Annotated in this window: 19 protein-coding genes and 1 riboswitch; of the genes, 3 read left to right on the top strand and 16 right to left on the bottom strand. The window is 36.0% G+C overall.

Going from position 1 to position 19165, the window contains the following annotated elements; genetic code table 11:
• Positions 1-101: 101 nt before the first annotated feature.
• The 11 genes from RV17_RS12565 to RV17_RS12515 form a co-directional block, all read right to left on the bottom strand.
• The gene (locus tag RV17_RS12565) at positions 102-1613 is read right to left on the bottom strand and encodes an AcpB/EbpR/MafR family transcriptional regulator (RefSeq protein WP_071869398.1); all 1512 of its coding nucleotides are present in this window, start codon (positions 1611-1613) and stop codon (positions 102-104) included.
• 797 nt (positions 1614-2410) lie between these two features.
• Complete coding sequence (locus RV17_RS12560) at positions 2411-2845, bottom strand: hypothetical protein (RefSeq protein ID WP_071869397.1); 435 nt, start codon at positions 2843-2845, stop codon at positions 2411-2413.
• Between the two features lie 279 nt (positions 2846-3124).
• Positions 3125-3844 (bottom strand): TatD family hydrolase, encoded by a 720-nt coding sequence (locus tag RV17_RS12555; protein WP_071869396.1) that lies wholly within the window; start codon positions 3842-3844, stop codon positions 3125-3127.
• Positions 3834-4571 carry an ABC transporter ATP-binding protein gene (locus RV17_RS12550; RefSeq protein WP_071869395.1) on the bottom strand — a complete coding sequence of 246 codons (738 nt, stop codon included), beginning with the start codon at positions 4569-4571 and terminating at the stop codon, positions 3834-3836. Before RV17_RS12550 ends, RV17_RS12555 begins: the two co-directional genes overlap by 11 nt.
• A gap of 11 nt (positions 4572-4582) precedes the next feature.
• The gene (locus tag RV17_RS12545; RefSeq protein ID WP_071869394.1) at positions 4583-5578 is read right to left on the bottom strand and encodes an ABC transporter substrate-binding protein; all 996 of its coding nucleotides are present in this window, start codon (positions 5576-5578) and stop codon (positions 4583-4585) included.
• A gap of 13 nt (positions 5579-5591) precedes the next feature.
• On the bottom strand, positions 5592-6338 hold the full coding sequence (locus RV17_RS12540; RefSeq protein WP_071869393.1) for an ABC transporter permease: 747 nt from the start codon (positions 6336-6338) through the stop codon (positions 5592-5594).
• Between the two features lie 84 nt (positions 6339-6422).
• Positions 6423-6527: riboswitch (TPP riboswitch) on the bottom strand.
• A 67-nt stretch (positions 6528-6594) separates the two neighbouring features.
• Positions 6595-7917: a dihydrolipoyl dehydrogenase family protein gene (locus RV17_RS12535; RefSeq protein WP_071869399.1), complete on the bottom strand. Its 1323-nt coding sequence runs from the start codon at positions 7915-7917 to the stop codon at positions 6595-6597.
• Positions 7918-7924: 7 nt separating this feature from the next.
• Positions 7925-8869: an ABC transporter ATP-binding protein gene (locus RV17_RS12530; RefSeq protein ID WP_071869392.1), complete on the bottom strand. Its 945-nt coding sequence runs from the start codon at positions 8867-8869 to the stop codon at positions 7925-7927.
• On the bottom strand, positions 8866-10407 hold the full coding sequence (locus tag RV17_RS12525) for an ABC transporter permease/substrate-binding protein (RefSeq protein WP_071869391.1): 1542 nt from the start codon (positions 10405-10407) through the stop codon (positions 8866-8868). Before RV17_RS12525 ends, RV17_RS12530 begins: the two co-directional genes overlap by 4 nt.
• A gap of 753 nt (positions 10408-11160) precedes the next feature.
• Positions 11161-11541: a hypothetical protein gene (locus tag RV17_RS12520; RefSeq protein WP_071869390.1), complete on the bottom strand. Its 381-nt coding sequence runs from the start codon at positions 11539-11541 to the stop codon at positions 11161-11163.
• Positions 11542-11687: 146 nt separating this feature from the next.
• Positions 11688-11975 (bottom strand): hypothetical protein, encoded by a 288-nt coding sequence (locus tag RV17_RS12515; protein WP_071869389.1) that lies wholly within the window; start codon positions 11973-11975, stop codon positions 11688-11690.
• 137 nt (positions 11976-12112) lie between these two features.
• On the opposite strand from RV17_RS12515, the gene RV17_RS12510 reads away from it, so the two are divergent.
• Entirely contained in the window at positions 12113-12793 is a 681-nt protein-coding gene (locus tag RV17_RS12510) for a YitT family protein (RefSeq protein WP_071869388.1), read from the top strand.
• Positions 12794-12908: 115 nt separating this feature from the next.
• On the opposite strand, the gene RV17_RS12505 is transcribed toward RV17_RS12510, so the two are convergent.
• The 5 genes from RV17_RS12505 to RV17_RS12485 form a co-directional block, all read right to left on the bottom strand.
• Positions 12909-13937 (bottom strand): zinc-binding alcohol dehydrogenase family protein, encoded by a 1029-nt coding sequence (locus tag RV17_RS12505; protein WP_071869387.1) that lies wholly within the window; start codon positions 13935-13937, stop codon positions 12909-12911.
• A gap of 434 nt (positions 13938-14371) precedes the next feature.
• Entirely contained in the window at positions 14372-15133 is a 762-nt protein-coding gene (locus RV17_RS12500; RefSeq protein WP_071869386.1) for a hypothetical protein, read from the bottom strand.
• A 117-nt stretch (positions 15134-15250) separates the two neighbouring features.
• Positions 15251-16198, bottom strand: coding sequence for a LacI family DNA-binding transcriptional regulator (locus RV17_RS12495; protein WP_067485049.1), 948 nt, complete (start codon positions 16196-16198; stop codon positions 15251-15253).
• 271 nt (positions 16199-16469) lie between these two features.
• Complete coding sequence (locus tag RV17_RS12490) at positions 16470-17246, bottom strand: alpha/beta fold hydrolase (protein WP_071869385.1); 777 nt, start codon at positions 17244-17246, stop codon at positions 16470-16472.
• The gene (locus RV17_RS12485; protein ID WP_067485042.1) at positions 17243-17641 is read right to left on the bottom strand and encodes a hypothetical protein; all 399 of its coding nucleotides are present in this window, start codon (positions 17639-17641) and stop codon (positions 17243-17245) included. Before RV17_RS12485 ends, RV17_RS12490 begins: the two co-directional genes overlap by 4 nt.
• Positions 17642-17778: 137 nt before the next feature.
• Between RV17_RS12485 and RV17_RS12480 the strand changes: the two genes are divergently transcribed.
• On the top strand, positions 17779-18321 hold the full coding sequence (locus tag RV17_RS12480) for a DUF2179 domain-containing protein (RefSeq protein ID WP_067485041.1): 543 nt from the start codon (positions 17779-17781) through the stop codon (positions 18319-18321).
• Between the two features lie 159 nt (positions 18322-18480).
• Positions 18481-19095, top strand: coding sequence for a hypothetical protein (locus RV17_RS12475; RefSeq protein WP_067485039.1), 615 nt, complete (start codon positions 18481-18483; stop codon positions 19093-19095).
• The last annotated feature ends 70 nt before the right edge of the window (positions 19096-19165 follow it).

The raw sequence follows: 19165 nt of genomic DNA, 5'->3' as shown, positions 1-19165 counted from the left end.
ATCATTCTGGTTAGCAAACGGTTGGTACTAAGAAAAAAAGTCAAGACAAAAAACGGACAGCCCAGTGGGTGTCCGTTTTTTTATTTTGACAAATAACTTCATCATTCCTTTAATAAGCCAATACTATTTAAATGGCTTTTTGCAAAAACCTCTTTGGACTCTTCCCTTTTTAAATAAACAAAGTCCAGTAGTTTGGAGATCGTATCATCATTTAAGTAATTTGAAATACCAATTGTCGGAATTGGATAGGTGTTACTTGTATACGTATCTGTCAGTAGACAATCATAGTTGGAAAAATTGGCACGATCGAGTTTTACATAAGGGTCAATAATATCAATTTTGATTTTATGCCGGAAATAAAATTCGATCTCTTCTTTAACCATTTTCATATGTTCATAAGTCGTATCTAACATCAATGCAGCGGTCACCGTGATAGTAGATTGGCGCACGCCCAAGCGTAAGCTTGCCCAAGAAGTCATCAATTCAAAAATAGCTTGGTGAACCATCTCATCTACTTTTCTTTGTTTGAAAAGCTCCACTTCTGAAAAAATCTGTTGAAACTTTTTATGTAAAAATTGTGCCAAGTCTGGGCTATCCGCTAAGATACCCTCAAAAAACTCTTTTTTCTTGTCATGCAAAATATAGGTTGGCCCGCAAATTTGAAATGTCGTCCAGTAAATATCACGAACGATTTTATCTCGGTAATCACACTCGACATGGTAGACCTTCAATAATTCATCAATGATTTCTTCGATTTTATTTTTGATTTTTAGTGGACTTAGTTCTTCATGTCCTTGTTTCACTCGAGAAGGATAAAATGGATAAAAATATTCTTGGAATAGTTGTTGTAATACATGACTCGTTAGTTCCAAGCCAAATATTGCTTTAAATTCCTCACACAAACTAGCTTCAACCATCAAGAATGAAAATCCATTAACTAATTTTTCTGTTTGAATCTCATGTTTTCTCTTCATCCGTTCAATACTAATTAGTAATTGAAACTTCAGGCGACTAAGAGAAAAATGCTGTTTGGAATTTGCAAAAACAATTGCAATATTTTCCTTCAAAAAGTCTTCGATCAAGCGATCAATCACTTGAACTTGCTCATAAGGAAATTTTTTCTCTGGTGAACCATACTTTTCCAGAAAGAAACAAGAGAAGAACGTACGAATTTTTTGTTCATCACCATTGATTTGTAACGCATTATCGATTCTTAACTCATAATTTTCCAAAGATTGGTTGATTTTCGATAACCAGCGTGTAATTTGTGATTCAGAAGTATACAATTGTTCACTCAAATCGATCTTTTTTAGATTATCTGCAAAAAAGATTTGTTCAAGTAAATCATATTCTGAACTTTCATTTAAAATAGCTGCATATATGTATGATTTCGGAATAGTTACATCTTTTTTTAAAAATATCCCCAGTTTAAATGAGGTCTCGATACTTAAAGGATAAATATACTTATTGATAATTGGAATATCTGTTCGAATCGTTTTTTCAGAATTCCCTGTTCGTTCGGCTAACTCCTCACTGGTCATCCATTCGGAATCCCACAAGGTTTCCAGAATTGCTAATTGTCGACTTAATCGACTATCTAGACAAGCTCTCATTATTACACCCCACTCTATAAATAAATATGTAACATTGTTCAATCCTACGAACCACATGATTGAAAGATACCTTCATTTCAAATGGTTTCATAAAATAAGAAACCAGCAATTGAAAGGAACTTATGTTTATCAAGAATTGTTTACTTATTTCTACTTAACTATGTCCAAAAGGAACAAACTGTCTTTCCCCTTACAGATAAAAAATGTTGATTCTCCTGAAAATAGAGTCAGTAAAAAATAACAATCAAGCATCCAACCAGTTCTTAGTTCCTGTAGAATTATAATTGCTATAAAGCGTTTTACAAAATCAATTTTTACCGACTGCTAGGCTATACACCTGACTGAATCCATTTTTTCTCCCGCATAACAAATAATCAAAATTACCCTTTATTTTTTCAAAAAATTCGTTATTCATTATTTGTTTTTCAAACAACAAGCCTTCTAATTGTAAGACCAACACCTCCCACTTAAAATTTTTTAGTAATCTTTCAAGCAAATTAGCATAATTATAAAGTTAACTTATATAGCGTTTTTTTCGAAATATTCGGAAAATCACCGCAAAAAATTATAGAAAGATTAAAATTATTATCTTTGCATGTGATTATTATAACAAAACAGAGTGAAAAATCAAATATTATAATTTAAAATTGTTATAAAAACAAAAAAATCGAGTAATAAGTCCCCTTATTACTCAATCAAACTCTGCTATGTATCGTCCTTTTATTCATCAGTCAATTTTTTCTTTTATTCTTTTATTTTTTAATAATATTCTCATAAATAAAAATGAACATTGAAGATTACCAACTTGCTGCCATCTTCTTTAATTTTTTTCGCATTCTCGCATCGTTCAGCTGTGTGACCAAGTCCTTTTGCATTCTTGTTTCTTGTAAATGGACACTTTTTTTATTCGAACGAACTTCCTGATACATCTGTCCTAATAACTCATACTGGTATTTTTTCTCATAAATTGAATAGTCTGGCAACAACTCGTGAAATTTGGTCATTGAAATTTTATTACTCATGTTTCTATTGATGTCATATTGAACATTACACGCATAAAGTTCAAAAACGAACAAGGTTTCTTTAAGAGAATATTGTGTAAGCAAACGATTCATTGATTGATTTTCTTCCCCTACAACTTGTAATTCTTCCATTGCTAAGTGAATTAAAAATAATAACTCCTTTTGTTCTTGAGATAACTGGTCGATATTTTTTTCAAATGAATTTTGCATCTTACTTCCCCCTCACTCATGAATAATTTTTTCTTTTTATGAACGGATGTTTTGGCCATTCTCCTTTCTGCATACGCCCTCAAAAAAAGCCGTGACAAAAACTTGTCACAGCCTTTTACAAAGTAGAAAGTATTTTCTTGCAGTGCATCAATCAAACTTGATCACTAAAAGAATTTCCACGAGACAAGCTTTTCTTCATTTTAACAGAAGCGAAAACTGATAACCTCGTTATTGTCCAACATGACCACTAACATTTGGCGAAGTACTTGAATCTTACATTTAGCCGTTAATAAATACTTGCAGATTCTTCGTCATTTTCTCTGCCAGAATCGTTGACTCAATATTTCTTAATTCAGCTAATGATTGTAAGTGACACCTTAAAATCGCCACGTAATCATCAACCTGTACTTTTCGATCTAATGCCCATTCGATGGCCGCCAAACCATCTGTTTCAATCAACAAGCGATCAAGTGGTACTTTTTTTGCTAATTCTTTCACTGCATTATTTCGCAGCAAATCAATCCCAATGGTAAAATAGCAACCAAAGTCGATATAAGCTTTTTGAAGCGCCATGCTCGAATACCAATGGATCAAGTAACGATTGGGATATTTTTTGATCAATGATAAAATTTCTGCTTCGCATCCTTTTGTATGCAAAACAACTGGCTTTTGCCGTTCCATTGCATAAATTAGTTGTTGTTCAAAAATAGTAAGTTGGGTTGCCAGCGGCACTTCTGTCCACACACTATCTAATCCGATTTCACCAATTATATTCGCTTTTTCTAAATAAGGTAAAACGGCTTCAAATCGATATTGATCTGCCTTCCAAGGATGAACCCCAAAACTTAACGGTTGAAGGTCTCCCTCTTTGGTTAATCGTTGGTTTTCTTCCCATTCTTCCGGCGAATCACAATTAAGAATCGTCAAAATCTGATATTTTTGTTGTCGCTGTGCTAATTCTGTACTTCCTGCCAAATGGCAATGTCCATCAATCAACATGTGTTTCACCTTCTAACAACTGATAGATGTTTTGCTTTAATGTTGCTTGTTCTCCAAGCCAGCTTCTTGTTCGATGCTTTTCTGGTAACTTGATATCTGCAATGATTCGCGCTGGCCGAGCAGACAGCACTATGATTCGATTGGATAAATAAATAGCTTCTTCGATATCATGGGTCACTAGTAACGTGGTTCTCGTTTTTTGTTTCGGTAGCTGAAGTAGCCAATCTTGCATCTGACTTCGAGTCATCGCATCCAACGCACCAAATGGCTCATCTAACAACAAGTAGTCAGCTGGGTTCATCATTGTTCGCAACAATGCAACTCGCTGTTTCATACCACCAGAAAGTTGCTCTGGTAAAAAACCACTATATTTTTTCAATCCAAATAATCGTAGTTCTTCCATTACTTTTTCTTGGTCAATTTTTTGATGATTGATTTTTTGATACAATGTAACATTTTGAAAAACACTAGCCCATGGTAATAATAAATCTTCTTGTGGCATGTAACTAAACGCTGTGTTTAATCCCATAATTGGCTCACCATCGACGAAAATCTCTCCTGAAGTTGGTGATATTACCCCAGTTAAAACTTTCAACAAGGTTGATTTACCAGCTCCACTTGGTGCAATGATTGATACAAAAGAATTCTTTTCAACAATAAGATCAATTTCTTTTAAAATCTCTAAGTTATCAATCGTTACAGTTAACTGATTGATTTCAATTGCCACATTTTTTCCTCCTATTGAATAAATTGGTTCGTGAATAATTCTTTTGCCTCTACTTTTTCTTTGATTAATCCATTCTCTTTCATGAAATCAGTATAGTTATCCCATACTTTTTCTTGCATCAATCCCCATTTTTCTGGCTCATCAGTATAGTTTTCTGAAACAAATGCTTGTGATTCTTCCAAGAAACTTAGTTCGTTGTCTGACGCGTACTTATGCAAAATTTTTGCACTTGCTTGTGGATGCTTAATTGCTTCTTGATAACCTTTTTTCGTTGCATCCATAAATTTTTGAACTACTTTTGGTTCCTGTGCAATCATTTTATCACTCGTAATGATAACAGGAGTATAATAATCTAAGCGTTCATCCAGTTCTCTTAACGGAAGATAGTTCAATTCAATTTTTGCTTCTTTTGCTTTAACCATATCCCAACCTTCAAAATACCATTGTAAGTCGACACCTTTTCCTAAAGCTTCGGGTCCTTCCCCGGTACTTCCAACAATCGTTAATTTAGAAAAATCTGCGTTATCGTGTTCCATGACTGCTTTTAATACTGCTTCTTCACTAGGACTTTGCCAACCTGCATAGGTTTTTCCCTCAAAGTCTTTTGGTTTCGTTATCCCGCTATCTTTCGCTGCAACAAATCCAGAAGTATTGTGCTTCATAATTGTCGCAATCGCCTTAACTGGAATAGCTTGTCCGTCAGCATGTGCATAGGTGATGTCTTCTTGATAGCTCACACCAAATTGTGCTTTGTCTGCGCCCACTAAGCCGATACTTGTCGAATCACCTCCTGGCTCAATGATGTTCACATTCAAGCCAGCATCTTTATAATAACCTTGTTCTTTTGCAACATAGATACCTGTATGATTTGTATTTGGTACATAGTCCAACACGAGAGTGACATCCGTTAACTTTTTTGTTGAATCCGTAGTACTTGTTTCTTGCTTATTTGCTCCGCATGCGGTAAATAATAACAAAGCTGGTACTAGCCATAACATTTTTTTCATTTTCTTCCTCTTCCTATCCTCTAGTATATAACCAATAATAATAACTTTTCTTCATGAGCACACTCAATCCATTAAGCAATAAACTAAGAACGATTACACAAAGAATTGCTGCAAAAACCTTGTCGATTTGATAACTGTTTTTTACACGGATCATGTAATAACCTAATCCGGACTGCGCACTTAACCATTCCCCAACGATTGCGCCACTAACACAATAAGTCGCTGCAACTTTTAGCCCAGAAAAGAAACCTGCAAGCCCTTCAGGAATTTTGAAGATTCGATAGATCTGTCCCCTACTGGCGCCCATTGTTCGTAAAAAAATAATTTGTTCCCTTGATGCTTTACTCAATGAATCCGCAAAAGAAACGACCATTGGGAAATAACTCATCAAAATAACTAAAATCACTTTCGGCGCCAGTCCAAAACCAAACCACAACGTGAGTAACGGTCCCAAAACCATAATTGGTAACGTTTGTGATACTACTAAAATGGGATAGATTGCGGTCTTTAGTAACTCATAAAAGTCCATCAATAATGCTGTAAAAAAGGCAATGATTCCTGCAATTACTAATCCTAACAGTGCCTCGCTCAAAGTCGTGAGTGAATGAAAAAACAGCGTCTGTCTATCAGCAAGCAGTGCTTGAAAAACGGCAATTGGACTAGGCAAAATAAAGGTTGGTGTCTGTAACAGCTGAACACTGACTTGCCAAATCAGTAGCAGAACACCGACACTGATTGCTGGATATAAATGTTTCTTCAATTGTTCACCTCCTAAATGAATCAAATTTAACACTGGAACAAAAAAACGCTTGTCTGTGGACGCAACATAGGTCCCACTTAAACAAGCGTTTGCTATGTTTCTCCCTTCACCAGTATTAACTGACAGGTTCAATGGGTCTAAGTTCACAACTTACTCTCATGCCGTTTACGACATCCCCAGAAACAAGTATTCATTTTTTTTAGTGTAGCATAACAAAATTGGTGCAACAAGCACTTCTGCTTAATTTATTCCTTTCCTATTTCAATAGATAAGGCAAATCACTAGCAAGTGTCGGATAGCCAAAAATCCATTGATCCACGATTTCCTTCGTCAACCGTTGATTGATTGCTATCGTTAGAAAATCAATCAGTTCATCTGCTTGCTCACTCAAAACACTTGCGCCAATCAAAAAGTTTTCTTTATTGAAACATAACTTTACTTTGGCTAATGGTTCATTCACTCGATGGTAGGTAAACCAGCTTGTCATTTCTTGAGTCACTGTTTCAACTTGCCTATCCTCTTCAATTTTCGTTGTTCCAACAGTCGCAATCTTTGGGCTACCATAAACAATTGTCGGAATGACAGGATAGTTGATTATTTTTTGCTGTTGTTGTGTCACTTTTTGTGCAACGTATTGGCCTTCAAAAGTCGCAACAGGTGTTAATTTTGGCAACTGTTTTTCGATAACGTCTCCACAAGCAAAAATTTGTGGATTTGTTGTTTGAAGACACTCATTCACAATGATCCCCTTTTTCGTAAAATCGACATTGGCACGCTCTAAATGTAACGATTCAACATTTGGCTGGCGACCTGTTGCGCAAAAAATCGCATCTGCTTCAAAGATTTCTTTTCCAGCAATCAACTGTAATTTCTCATTTTGGCGCGTGATTTTTTGTGCATTCACATCAAAAGCAAACTGGATGCCAGCTTTTTTCATTTGGACAATCGTTTCTTGAACCAACTCTTCATCAAATTCTTTTAGCGGTCGCTGATTGTGATGCACAATGGTCACTTCACTGCCAGCCGCACGAGCAATCGTTGCCAGTTCAAAGGAAACATAGCCTCCCCCAATAAAAATCAATTGTTTTGGTAGCTCAGCAAGCGCTAGAAAATCGGTGCTTGTTTGTAAAAATTCCTTTCCTTCAATCGGTAAAATGGTCGGACGTTGTCCCGTTGCAAGCACAAAATGTTTTCCACGAAATGTCTTTCCCAACACTTCAACTGTTTCTTCATCCAGAAAACTTGCTGTTCCAGTCAGATGATCGATTCCTGCCTGGCTTAATTCTTTTTGGCGATTTGCAGAAACAGGGTCAGTAAAAGTTCGTTTAAAAGACTGGAGTTCTTGCCAATTTAATGGCGGCACTTCAGAAAAGCCTTTTCCAAGTAATTGCTTGATCCGATTGCGTGCTTCCACCCCACCAATTAAGATTTTTTTAGGATCACAGCCGCGATTTGGACAAGTCCCACCCCATAAATTTTCTTCAATTACTAATACTTGCTGCTGCTTTGCTTTTAACTCGTAAGCGGCACTTAACCCTGCTACTCCTGAACCAATTACGATTGTGTCATACTCTTTAATCATTTTTTTACTCCTTTCGACTTAAAAAGGCAAAGACATCTTGACCAGACAACTCTCCAACTAAAGTTCCTTGATTGAGGACTTGGACAATTGGTGCTTGGGCTAATTTCTCATAAACTTGAGTTAGCGGCGTCGTTAACTCAACCACAGGAACATTTTTATCTGTTATTTCTTTAGCATAAAAGCCTAACGCTATCAGTTCTTCTACCAAAATTTCTTTTTGGCTAGTTTCTTCAAAAAAGCTTTGAACAAACGCGTTATTCGGTTGCTTCAACAGTTTTTCTGGCGTATCACATTGAATCAATCGACCATCTTTCATAACACCAATTCGGTTTCCCAGTTTGACTGCTTCTTCCATATTGTGGGTAACAAAAACGACGGTCGTTCCTAATTCTTGGTGTAAGGAAAGCACTAACTCTTGTAATGAAGTGCGTGAAAGAGGATCAAGAGCACTAAAAGGTTCATCCATTAAAATGATTTCTGGGTTCGCAGCAATTGCACGCAAAATCCCAATTCGTTGCTGTTCACCTCCAGATAATTCCCGAGGAAAACGGTCCCGATAATCCGCTGGAGACAGCCCCACTTTTTCCAATAATTGGTCTACTTGTTGTTCCCGTTTTCCCTTTTCCCAACCTAACATCTCTGGAATCACTTCAATATTTTGCTTGACGGTCATGGTTGGAAACAACGCAATTTGTTGTAAAACATACCCCATTTTCCAACGTAATTTTTGTAAATTGTAACTAGTTAGTTTCTGACCTTTAAAATAAATCTCACCACTTGTTGGTTTAATCAAACCATTAATCATCTTCAACGTACTTGTTTTCCCACTACCAGAAGGACCAACTAACACAAAGATCTCACCTGGATGAACAACGAAGTCCAGTTGGTCAATCACAACTTTGTCAGCAAATTTTTTTTGAACTTGATGAAACTCGATGATTTCTGTCATTTTTCAGCCTCCTTGCTTAACCCAATCGTCACTAAAAAATCATGGGCAACTTGTGCTGGTTCTCTTTTTTCAACATTGACTTGGTAATTCATGTCAATCATTTCTTCTTCGGTGATCTTTCCACCAAGTTGATTCAAGGCACTCACGACTTCCGGATGTTTGTTAGCAAAATTTTCCTTCATCAAAGGCGCACCCTGATAAGGTGGAAATAGTTGGCGATCGTCTTTTAAAGCAACTAACCCATATTCTTTCAACTCGCTATCTGTCGAGTAAGCATCAATCACATTAACGTCGCCATTTTTGATTGCTTGGTAACGAAGACTTGGCTCCATACTTTGAACACTTGGAAACTCTAGATGATAAACTGATTGAATCCCCCGATAACCATCGTTACGATCAATAAATTCTAAGGTAAAACCTGCTTTGATCTGGTCATTCACTTTGATCAAATCCGAAATTGTTTCTAGCTGATTTGCTTTGGCAAAGGATTCTTTCACTGCTAATGCGTATGTGTTTTGATAAGCCATTGGCTGTAAGAAAGTCATTGCTTCTTGTTGATGGAGCAATTCCTTTGCTTGTTGATACGTATCTGTTTCTGACAACTTTGTTTCTTTCATTGCATCAGGAACTTTGACTAAGCTTTCTAAAACTGTTCCAGTAAATTCTGGATAAATATCAATTTGCTCATTCTGCAACGCGCTAAATAAAAAGCTCGTCTTTCCAAAATTTGGTTTTACTTCGACAGCAAGATCCGGATTTTTTTCTTCAATCAGTTCTTTATACATCTCAATCAAAATTTCTGGTTCTGAACCGAGTTTTCCTGCAATTACTACAGACTCTTCTTTCACAAAAAATGTTTGGTATGCTGATATACCTCCAAGTACGCCAATCGTCAAGGCTAGCACAATCAAGGTGTATATTGGTCGAACACGTTGCAACAAACGAATCAAACTACTAAAAATAATAGCTAGCAATGCTGAACTAATTGCACCGATCAATGTTAACACAGGTGTGTTACGGTCAATTCCCAACAAGATAAACGTTCCTAAGCCACCTGCACCAATTAATGCCGCTAAAGTGGCTGTTCCGATGATCAAAACCAAAGCTGTACGAATACCCGAAATAATCACTGGTAACGCAATGGGTAATTCTACTTTAATCAAGCGACGTATCCGAGACATTCCAAAGGCAATTGCGGCCTCCTCAATTGATGGATCAATTTCAGTTAAACCGATATACGTATTTTGAAAAATAGGTAATAACGCATAAATAACTAGAGCAATCAAGGCTGGAACTGTTCCAATTCCAACAAACGGAATCAATAAACCTAATAAAGCCAATGAAGGAATTGTCTGTAATACGCTAGTAATTTGTAATAAAACTTCTGCTAATTTTTTATGACTCACTGACCAAATTGCGAGAGGAATCGCAATCAAGGCTGCAATGAGCAACGCAAAAAAAGAAATCGATAAATGTTGGAACGTAGCCGTTAGCAATTCTGCTTTCCGTTCACTAAGAATTTGAATAAACTGATTCATTTGTCTCCTCTTTCTCAATTAATTTTTGTCATCTTTTAAGTATAAACCTATCAAATACTTTCCCCAAATATGTTGCCTTACTACACCAAAAAGACCAGAAAAATCATAATGATCTTTCTGGTCTTTCTGTTTTAGCTAAAAACAACAAAATGATGGGGAATTTTTAGGACTCTTCTGCCTCTGCAGTTCAGTCCAACAAATCAATAAGAAGAAAAACAGCCAATAAAGTGGAAATCTCGTGGGGGAGATAATTTTCTTTACTGGCTTGTTCCTTTACAATTATAGGTGAGCAGACTAAATTTTTGTGAGAAATGTAAAAAAAAGTTGTTTTCTGCGCATAACTGTTAAAAAACAAGACGTTTTTACTTTTTTGACAAAAAAATGCGTCATTTATTTTATGTTTTTTTGCCGTGACTTTTTTCACAAGTATAATTATTGGCATTATTGTTAAGTCATTGCTACCATAGATTCAACGGACGTCCGCTAATAGCAAAATAAGAAGCTAGGATGAGAGAGGAATCTTTGGGGGATTTCTTTCTTAACCTAACTTCTTTTTAATTTTTTTATTTCTTTTTACCATGTTGATATTCGTACCCACATTTTTCCTACAGAAATGCATTACTTGGCATCATAACTAGGTAAGGTTACTTCAACTTAATCATCAGATAAACTTTCTATAAAAAAATAACTCATTTCCATTATGTGCTCCTATGCTCTTTGACAATTTCCTACAAAGAACGATAAGATAAACGCTTAACTACGTTTTATGTACAAAGCTCTTTTTTTAATGACGTTTCTTACATAGTTAGTAAAAGATTGGTAACTACTTTGGATTGTTTTTATGACATTGTTCTTATCCCCAAAAAAGTTCGTTTCCTCTCGTCCAAGCAGGTAACCGATGAATGAAATACAGACTAGACATATCCCCAACCAAACCAATGCTGCCGAATGAACATCTGTTGTTTTTGGCAATTGTTCTCGCATACTGATCATCGTTTCCCCCAGTGGTCGTCTATAAATCGTTCCGTGCACAGTAAGTGATGCTTCGCTCCCCTGTGTGGCAAATGCTACTGGACTTATCAAGAAAATAGCTAACAGAAATGTCGTAACGATCATTAGCTTTTTCTGACTCATTTCATCCCCCCTTCGTTATGTGACGTAATTGCTTTCCCCGATTTAAATAATAACAAAATCTATTGCTTTAAATCTATTCAAATTTTACCGTCCCATCGGAAAATATCATTTTAAAAAAACAACGCTTCATACTCTTATTTTTTTATTTAAATTATTAATTCTGTTCCTGTTTCTTTCACACCGTATAATGGCATAATTTCATTATCCACTTGATAGTAGATATTTTTTTCACGATTCATCATTAATCCGACTAAGATTTCTTTCATTGTCAGCACGTTTTTTTGTTGATTAAAATGTAAAATCACTTCATTTTTTTGTGTGATTTCAATTGTTGTAACTGGCTGTTTATGATTTTTAGTCATTAAGAAAATCCCTTGATATTCTTTGCTTTGTGGTGGATTTGTCAATATAGTTAATAAGTCAGCAGCTCGCATACTCTTCTCCTTTATTTTTGTTTGCCTAAGAAAAAGTTTTCTGATGATAAAAAATTTCTTTTTACCCCTTGAAGAATTGATTCTATTTGTATAATATAGGGGTTGCTGAAAATTTTCAAACAGAAAAGGGGTTAGAGATGAAAAAACTACATTTATTTACAGACCTTGGTGGAATTATTTTAGGTGCTGGGATCTACGGGCTTGCTGTAACAGGAATCAATGTACCTTCAAAACTTGCTGATGGCGGGGTGACAGGTATTGCGTTACTGCTAAATAATCTTTTTGGATTTGCACCTTCAATCACTTCATTAGTCTTTAATTTACCATTATTACTGATCTCATTATTTATTTTTGGAAAACACGCATTTCTTCGTACGATTGTTGGAACATTTGCGTTGGTTTTCTTTTTACATTTATGGGAAAGTCTTCATATACAGTTTGCCGTTGGGAACTTGTTCATTAATAGTCTGATGACTGGTCTGCTTTCTGGAATCGGTTGTGGATTAGTTTTTCGCTTTGGGGGCAGTACGGGCGGAACGGATATTTTATATCAAGCAATTGAAAAATATTTTCATGTTAAAATCGGAAAGAGTCTTTTCTTGGTCACTTTTGTTATCTTAGTAGTGTCCCTTTTATATCTTGATCTTAGACACTTCTTATATACTTTACTGAGCTGTTCTGTTTTAGCTTATACGTTAAACAAAGTAAAATACGTCCAGCTTCCTGATTTCTTTCAATCAGCGAAAGATTCCATGGTGACTTTAGAAGAAACTACAACGCCTTTTGAAGAATTACCTGAATATCAAGAACCCATTTAATACAATTCTTTTATCAAATTTAAAGAGAGCTCGGAATGTACTGAATCTCAAAAGTTTGCTTTTTTAACCTAACTTTTGGATGCCCTACAGATATCCTAGCTCTCTTTTTATCTATTTAGTCAACAAAACCGCCAGTTAAGACCACTTTTCCTTGAACGTGCCCCTCTTCGACATCTTTTGTTGCCTCCTTCAAATGGGCGACAGAAATTCCTTGATAAATTTTACCCACATGACTATGAATTACTTTCTCATCAATTAAAGTAGCAATTTCTGCTAAGATCGCCCCTTGTGTCTCAATTTTATAGTCAAAATCTGTTTTCGCAAACATGTACTCCCAGTCAAAACTAATTGATTGATTTTTCCATTCACCAATTGGCAGTGGCTGATTGACACCCACGATTGAACCTACTCGTCCTCCAGGCTGAACAAGCTCTGGTAGTTGCTGGAAATAAGGTAGCACATCATACAATACGGCCACATAATCGACTCGATTCGTCCCTAAAGAAATTAATTGTTCCTTTAAATCTTTGTGATAGTCTAATGGATGATCCACGCCATTGTTACGAAGCCATTCAAAATTTTTAACACTGGCTGTTGCAAATACTTCAAGACCACTCCAGTTAGCAAGTTGAGTCAAAATGGAACCAACACCACCCCCACCATTGATGACTAATATTTTCTTTCCTACATTTGCTTTCGCTTGTGGTGTTAATTGAAATTTTTCAAATAATAATTCAAAAGCTGTCAAGCTAGTTAATGGTAATGCAGCTGCTTTTTCATCTGATAAAGAATTGGGTGCTTTAGCAACGATTCTTTCATCAACTAATTGAAACTCTTGATTACTTCCTGGACGTTTGCTGCTTCCTGCATAAAAAATGCGTTCGCCCACTTGAAACTTTTCAACAGCATCGCCCACTGCGAGGATTCGTCCAACTGCATCAAAACCTAAAACGGTTAATTGCTCTTTTTTTGCCGCCCCCTGACGAAGCTTCGTGTCAACTGGATTAACAGAAACCGCGTCAACTGCTACTAATAAATCGTGGCCAGTCGCAACAGGTACAACGTCCATTATTTTGATGAAGCTATCTTTTTCTTCGATTGGTAGTCCTTGATAAAAGCCAATTTTTTTTATTTGTTTTGTCATGATTTTCCCTACTTTCTAAAGGTTGTGGTTCAAACCGCTTAGCTCCGAACAGATAGCGAGCAAGCACTCAAAATAGCTTTTCATATTTTGAAGTGAGTGCAAGCTATCTCGAGGAGTTGGTTTGGGAACACCGTGGATAAGGTTGTGGCGCAAACCGCTTAGCTCCGAACAGATAGCGAGCAAGCACTCAAAATAGCTTTTCATATTTTGCAGTGAGTGCAAGCTATTTCGAGGAGTTGCTTGGGGAACACCGCGGATAAGGTTGTAGCTCACCTACATTCAAGTAATTGTGAACATCTAAGGTTATCGCATAAAATCCGTTCCGCCACCGACTAACAAACACTACCCAAACCACTTTCACAGATAGTTAACAAAACACAAAAAGAGCGATGATTTGCATCATTGCTCTTTTCATCATTTTCAATCATCCATTGTTATTGCTTGAAATAACTATTTTCTGTCAATGAATTGCCTTGATCTTCAATCAATCCATGAAGTGATCGTTCTAACACACCATGTGCTTTTTTTGTTTTAGTTGTCTTTTTATTTGTTGCCTTCATTTTTGTTTCTTCTTCACCTTTGTGAAAAGACTTGACCGTTTTATCCCCTTTTTTCTCTTGATACGGCGTTGGCTCAGTATCAAATAGCAAGTACGCATCTTCTTCTTTTTTCATTGATTGAATCAAATCATTTTCCGTCACCTGTGTTTCTCTAGGGTCTGGAATAATGGATGCTGGAATAAATTTTGGTACAAAATAAGAACGCTCATGAGTGATGTTATTTGTTGTTGAAGATTTTGTATTACGTGTAGGTGATGTCACCTGTTGATTCGTTTGAACGTGATTTTTTTCACCAAAAAGCTGCTTCCGACCAGTCGATGTCGTCTTAGGCTGATAGTGCTTTCCATATTCTGGTAAATTCTCTTTATAATGTTCCAACTTTTCTTGACGTGGTGTACCTTTTGTCGTTCCACTCATCGTACGTCTTTGTTTTCGCTGGTGTGTCTGTTCTCGTTCGCTCTCATCAAAGTGAAACTCTTTTGTCCGACCATAACGCTGTTGCGGATGCTGATCTGTTTTGCTCATCAAATCATCGACACCATCAAATAAAACGCGATTAGACTCAGTACTTAATTTTACTCCTGTTTCATCATCATAAGCGGGAAAACGAAAATGCTTTCGCTTGATTTCTTTCATTTAACTCATCCTTTTCAAAACGGAACTTTTCTCAATCATAGCATAATTTCAACCATTTCAGTAATAATGCGCTGATAAATTTCAGAAATCATACGCTCTTTTTAAAGAAAACTTGTATTATTTGGTCGTTTCACGCAAAATAACTTCTGGAAAAAATCGCCGATACCCTTGACTTGCCCCTTTCTCATCAATTTTTTTCAACAACATTTCACCACAAGCTTCTCCCATCCGAATAATATCTTGCTTCACCGTTGTTAACTTAGGAGAACTAATCTGATCTAAAAAGACGCCATCAAAGCCGATTACCCCATACTCTTCCGGAAGTTTCCCGCCAGCTTTCATAATCCCACGGACAACACCCAAAGCTAAACGATCTGAACTACAAACAAAACAAGTATTCTTATCAAATTCATCCCAATGCGTATCAATATATTCTTCCGTCTTTGTTGAATGATTGGGAAAACGAACGGTTTTTGTCGGCAAATTTTGTTCCTTCATAACGGCTAAGTATCCTGCTTCTCGGGCACGTTCAAAAGGCTCTGCCACATCCATTCCAATATAAACCACTGATTCATATCCTTGTGATAGAGCATATTCAGTTGCTTTCGTTGTGCCGTATTGATTATCACTATCTACATAATCATAGCCAAAATCATTTTCTCCAAATAAAACGACCGGCTTCTCCAGACGAGCAATCCAATCAAAATCTTTTTCACGCATTCCTGTAATGATGTAGCCGTCACAAGCACCCACATCGAAGCCACTCGTTGTCACTAACTGTAATGAATAATGTGCTCGACCAATTCGATTCGCGATTCCCATCAGCAAGTTCATATAGTACGGTTCTGTTGTGTCGATTTCTTCTAAAATAAACAATTTGATTACTTGTGATCGATTAGAAACAAGTGCTTTTGCCGCAATATTAGGGCGATAGTTCAATTCAGCCATCGCTGAAAAAACCAGTTCTTTCAGCTCATCAGTGACTTGTTCAGGATGATTGATAACCCTTGATACAGTCATCTTTGAAACATTTGCTAATTTTGCTACGTCTGCTAGAGTTGTCATAGCTCTACCTCTTTCTAACAAAAATTTCGCGAATACAGCTCACGATGAAGGACATAGACCAATTTATTTCAACTTCTATTATACCGAAATTCATCTCATTTTATAGTCATGTTTCCATATCTTTTCTATCATTAAACAAAAAAGTCAAAAAAAGAGATTGGAATCAAAGAAATTTCCAACCTCATTTTTCTAGAGATAAGTACTTTGCTCAAAAAAGTCAGCTCTTTATTCAAAAATCCTCATTCTATTTTCACTACTAAATACTATTCTCTTACATCTTTCCTTCATGATTTTCTTTAATCAAACACTTGTAAAAAAATTCAGCAGCTTCTTCCATCAATGGAATTTCAACTAAATGACCTTGCTTTTCTGAAGGATGAAAAATAATTTGTCGTCCCGCTTTGGTCCATTGATTCGCCTTCACGAAATCAGCGGTTTGCTTGAAAGGAATTTTTTCATCTTCCTTTCCATGCCAGAAAAACAAAGGTCTTCCTGCTAAACGTTCAGGGCTTAAAGATAAATCATATCTTTCTACCCAAGAAATCAATTCAAAATAGTCCTTAGGTAAACGAAAGCCGAATTCTTTTGCACGGGCTTGAATTCCTTGTCCATAAGCAAGGGGCGCAGGAGAACCCATTAGACAGGCTCCTGCAATTAGCTTAGGATGCTGACTAAGTAATGCACAAGTAGTCATCCCTCCCATTGAAACACCACCTACAGCTACTTTTTCATGTAAAAGTCCACGTTTATCAAGATGTTCTATTAGTGTGTCAAATTCAAATAAATTACCATAAATACTATTCCAAAACGTATATGAAGGAATGGAGGATACCGGTTGTTTTCGCTCCCCATGATTCATTGCATCTGGCAAAATAACTCGAATCCCATATTGAGCAATCTTTCTGCCTTGTGTCAAAACTAATTCCTTACTTGTCTGCCAGCCGTGATAATAAATGACCACTGGAATTTTTGTCTGTTTTAGTTCCTCTAAAACAACTTCTAATACAGGAATTGCTTTCACATTACGTTTCATCATGATTGGGTTCATTTCGAGTCACCTAACTTAATTAAATTTATATGTTGAAAAAATAACCAGCTACTACTTAAAAATTGAAAAAAACTAACACTACCAAAAAGCAGTAAAGCTGGCCTTAAATACCATTGTGGAAATAAAAAAAGAGCAACGATTCCGATTATTCCTAAGATCAGAGTTAATAACGGATAAATCGAAAAACGAAGAAAACTCGCTACACCACCAAACATACTTCCAATAAAAAGTACTAAAAAGAAAATAACACTTATCAGGAAGTAATCAATAATGGATAACGGAAAGAACAGATTTTCTACCTCAAACGTTTCTTGAACAGCATAAACAGCTAAATACACACTAAAGATCATACTTAATAGATGGCTAACACAAATCAGTTGATTGATTTTTTTCATTGCATCACCTACTCACTGTCTTTATAATATAATTATAATCCTTTTTTAATTTATTTCAAATGAAGATACTTTAAATTTTTCCCAATTTTTGTTTTTTTTGCTATTGTAGAGAAGAAAGATATAGGAGGAGTGGTTTGATGGTTGATCCAAAAATGTTACTGATGATTTTTATTATCAATTTTGCGTATATTACGCTAAATACCCTACGATTTATGCTGACAATGAAAGGGTATCGTTTAATTGCACCACTTGTTAGTATGGTTGAAATAATCATTTATATTATGGGACTTTCGCTGGTCCTTGATCGTTTAGATAATCCTTTAAATCTATTTGTTTACGCACTGGGCTATGCTGTGGGGATAAGTGTTGGCATCTTAATCGAAGATAAATTAGCGCTTGGCTACATCATGGTTACAACAATTTTACCAACGAATACTTCGGAAGATAAAAACCTTCCTCGAATTTTACGAGAAAATGGCTATGGTGTTACACAGACTTCTGCAATGGGGCTTGAAGGTGAACGTTTAGTTTTAGAAATTCTTTCCCCTCGTAAAAGTGAACGTGAACTATATAACTTGATTAAAACAGTTGAAGAACGTGCATTCATTATTTCCTACGAACCAAAATATATTTCTGGTGGATTTTGGACAAAAAAAGTTCGGAAACGTCAGAAAAATTAAGTTTTACTAATTGAAAAATCAAAAGTGTTTTCTCCTACCGGATCAGACAATATTACTTGTTTGAACCGGTTTATTTTTGTCTAAACCTCGACAGAAGCTCATTGTTTTGTTATGATAATATATGCAAACTATCATTTTCAGTATCGGAGAACAAGTTGAATGAATCGAAAAACAATGATTTATCTCCAATTAGCTTCGCTATTTGGACTCTCGGCAATCCTATTCTTTGCACTACATACCTTTTCTACAACTTCTGATGCACCAAATCATGCGCTGGGATGGCTCTTACTAGATTACTCAACGCTTAATACGCTAGACCAAAGCGCTGGTTTACTTATCTTGTCTTCTTTATCATCGCTTCTGTTTGCAATCTTTTTTTCACGCTACGTCTACCTAGAAAAAACAGAAGCATTAGCAGAAGCTTCCTTTATTTTTATCGCACTAAAATTGTTTTCCTTTTTAGCTGTGTTACTGTACACCTTTAATCAAAATTCGCTGTTCTTTTTCATTTTAAATGGCTTGGTTGTCACCTTAGCAATTTTTTCTTTCTTTTTCTTCGCATTGGTTTTTAAAGAATTAAAATTAAGTCCTTTTTTCTGCTGGGTCTCACTCATTTGTTTTGGTTATAATTTCTTTGCCTTTTTGTTTCTGGCATTTGCACCAACAATTCAAACAACGATTATTCAAGATGTAAGTAATTGTTTTGATTTCTTATTTGTGATTTGTTTAGCATTTCTAATGTGGCAATATCAACGAAACAAATCCTATAAGTAAAAAGACAGACAAACGATTGAACGTTTGAAGTGCACCCCTTAAGTTAGACCCAAAAATCTAACTTAAGGGG

Origin of the sequence: Enterococcus thailandicus (genome assembly GCF_001886265.1) — a bacterium.
Lineage (GTDB): Bacteria > Bacillota > Bacilli > Lactobacillales > Enterococcaceae > Enterococcus_B > Enterococcus_B thailandicus.
This window is presented reverse-complemented; position numbering and strand designations above follow the sequence as displayed.

Excerpts from the sequence above, each read along its gene's own strand:
- RV17_RS12565 (WP_071869398.1), bottom strand. The coding sequence starts at position 1,613 with ATGAGAGCTTGTCTAGATAGTCGATTAAGTCGACAATTAGCAATTCTG.
- RV17_RS12560 (WP_071869397.1), bottom strand. The coding sequence starts at position 2,845 with ATGCAAAATTCATTTGAAAAAAATATCGACCAGTTATCTCAAGAACAA.
- RV17_RS12555 (WP_071869396.1), bottom strand. The coding sequence starts at position 3,844 with ATGTTGATTGATGGACATTGCCATTTGGCAGGAAGTACAGAATTAGCA.
- RV17_RS12545 (WP_071869394.1), bottom strand. The coding sequence starts at position 5,578 with ATGAAAAAAATGTTATGGCTAGTACCAGCTTTGTTATTATTTACCGCA.
- RV17_RS12530 (WP_071869392.1), bottom strand. The coding sequence starts at position 8,869 with ATGACAGAAATCATCGAGTTTCATCAAGTTCAAAAAAAATTTGCTGAC.
- RV17_RS12525 (WP_071869391.1), bottom strand. The coding sequence starts at position 10,407 with ATGAATCAGTTTATTCAAATTCTTAGTGAACGGAAAGCAGAATTGCTA.
- RV17_RS12520 (WP_071869390.1), bottom strand. The coding sequence starts at position 11,541 with ATGAGTCAGAAAAAGCTAATGATCGTTACGACATTTCTGTTAGCTATT.
- RV17_RS12515 (WP_071869389.1), bottom strand. The coding sequence starts at position 11,975 with ATGCGAGCTGCTGACTTATTAACTATATTGACAAATCCACCACAAAGC.
- RV17_RS12510 (WP_071869388.1), top strand. The coding sequence starts at position 12,113 with ATGAAAAAACTACATTTATTTACAGACCTTGGTGGAATTATTTTAGGT.
- RV17_RS12505 (WP_071869387.1), bottom strand. The coding sequence starts at position 13,937 with ATGACAAAACAAATAAAAAAAATTGGCTTTTATCAAGGACTACCAATC.
- RV17_RS12500 (WP_071869386.1), bottom strand. The coding sequence starts at position 15,133 with ATGAAAGAAATCAAGCGAAAGCATTTTCGTTTTCCCGCTTATGATGAT.
- RV17_RS12495 (WP_067485049.1), bottom strand. The coding sequence starts at position 16,198 with ATGACAACTCTAGCAGACGTAGCAAAATTAGCAAATGTTTCAAAGATG.
- RV17_RS12490 (WP_071869385.1), bottom strand. The coding sequence starts at position 17,246 with ATGAACCCAATCATGATGAAACGTAATGTGAAAGCAATTCCTGTATTA.
- RV17_RS12485 (WP_067485042.1), bottom strand. The coding sequence starts at position 17,641 with ATGAAAAAAATCAATCAACTGATTTGTGTTAGCCATCTATTAAGTATG.
- RV17_RS12480 (WP_067485041.1), top strand. The coding sequence starts at position 17,779 with ATGGTTGATCCAAAAATGTTACTGATGATTTTTATTATCAATTTTGCG.
- RV17_RS12475 (WP_067485039.1), top strand. The coding sequence starts at position 18,481 with ATGAATCGAAAAACAATGATTTATCTCCAATTAGCTTCGCTATTTGGA.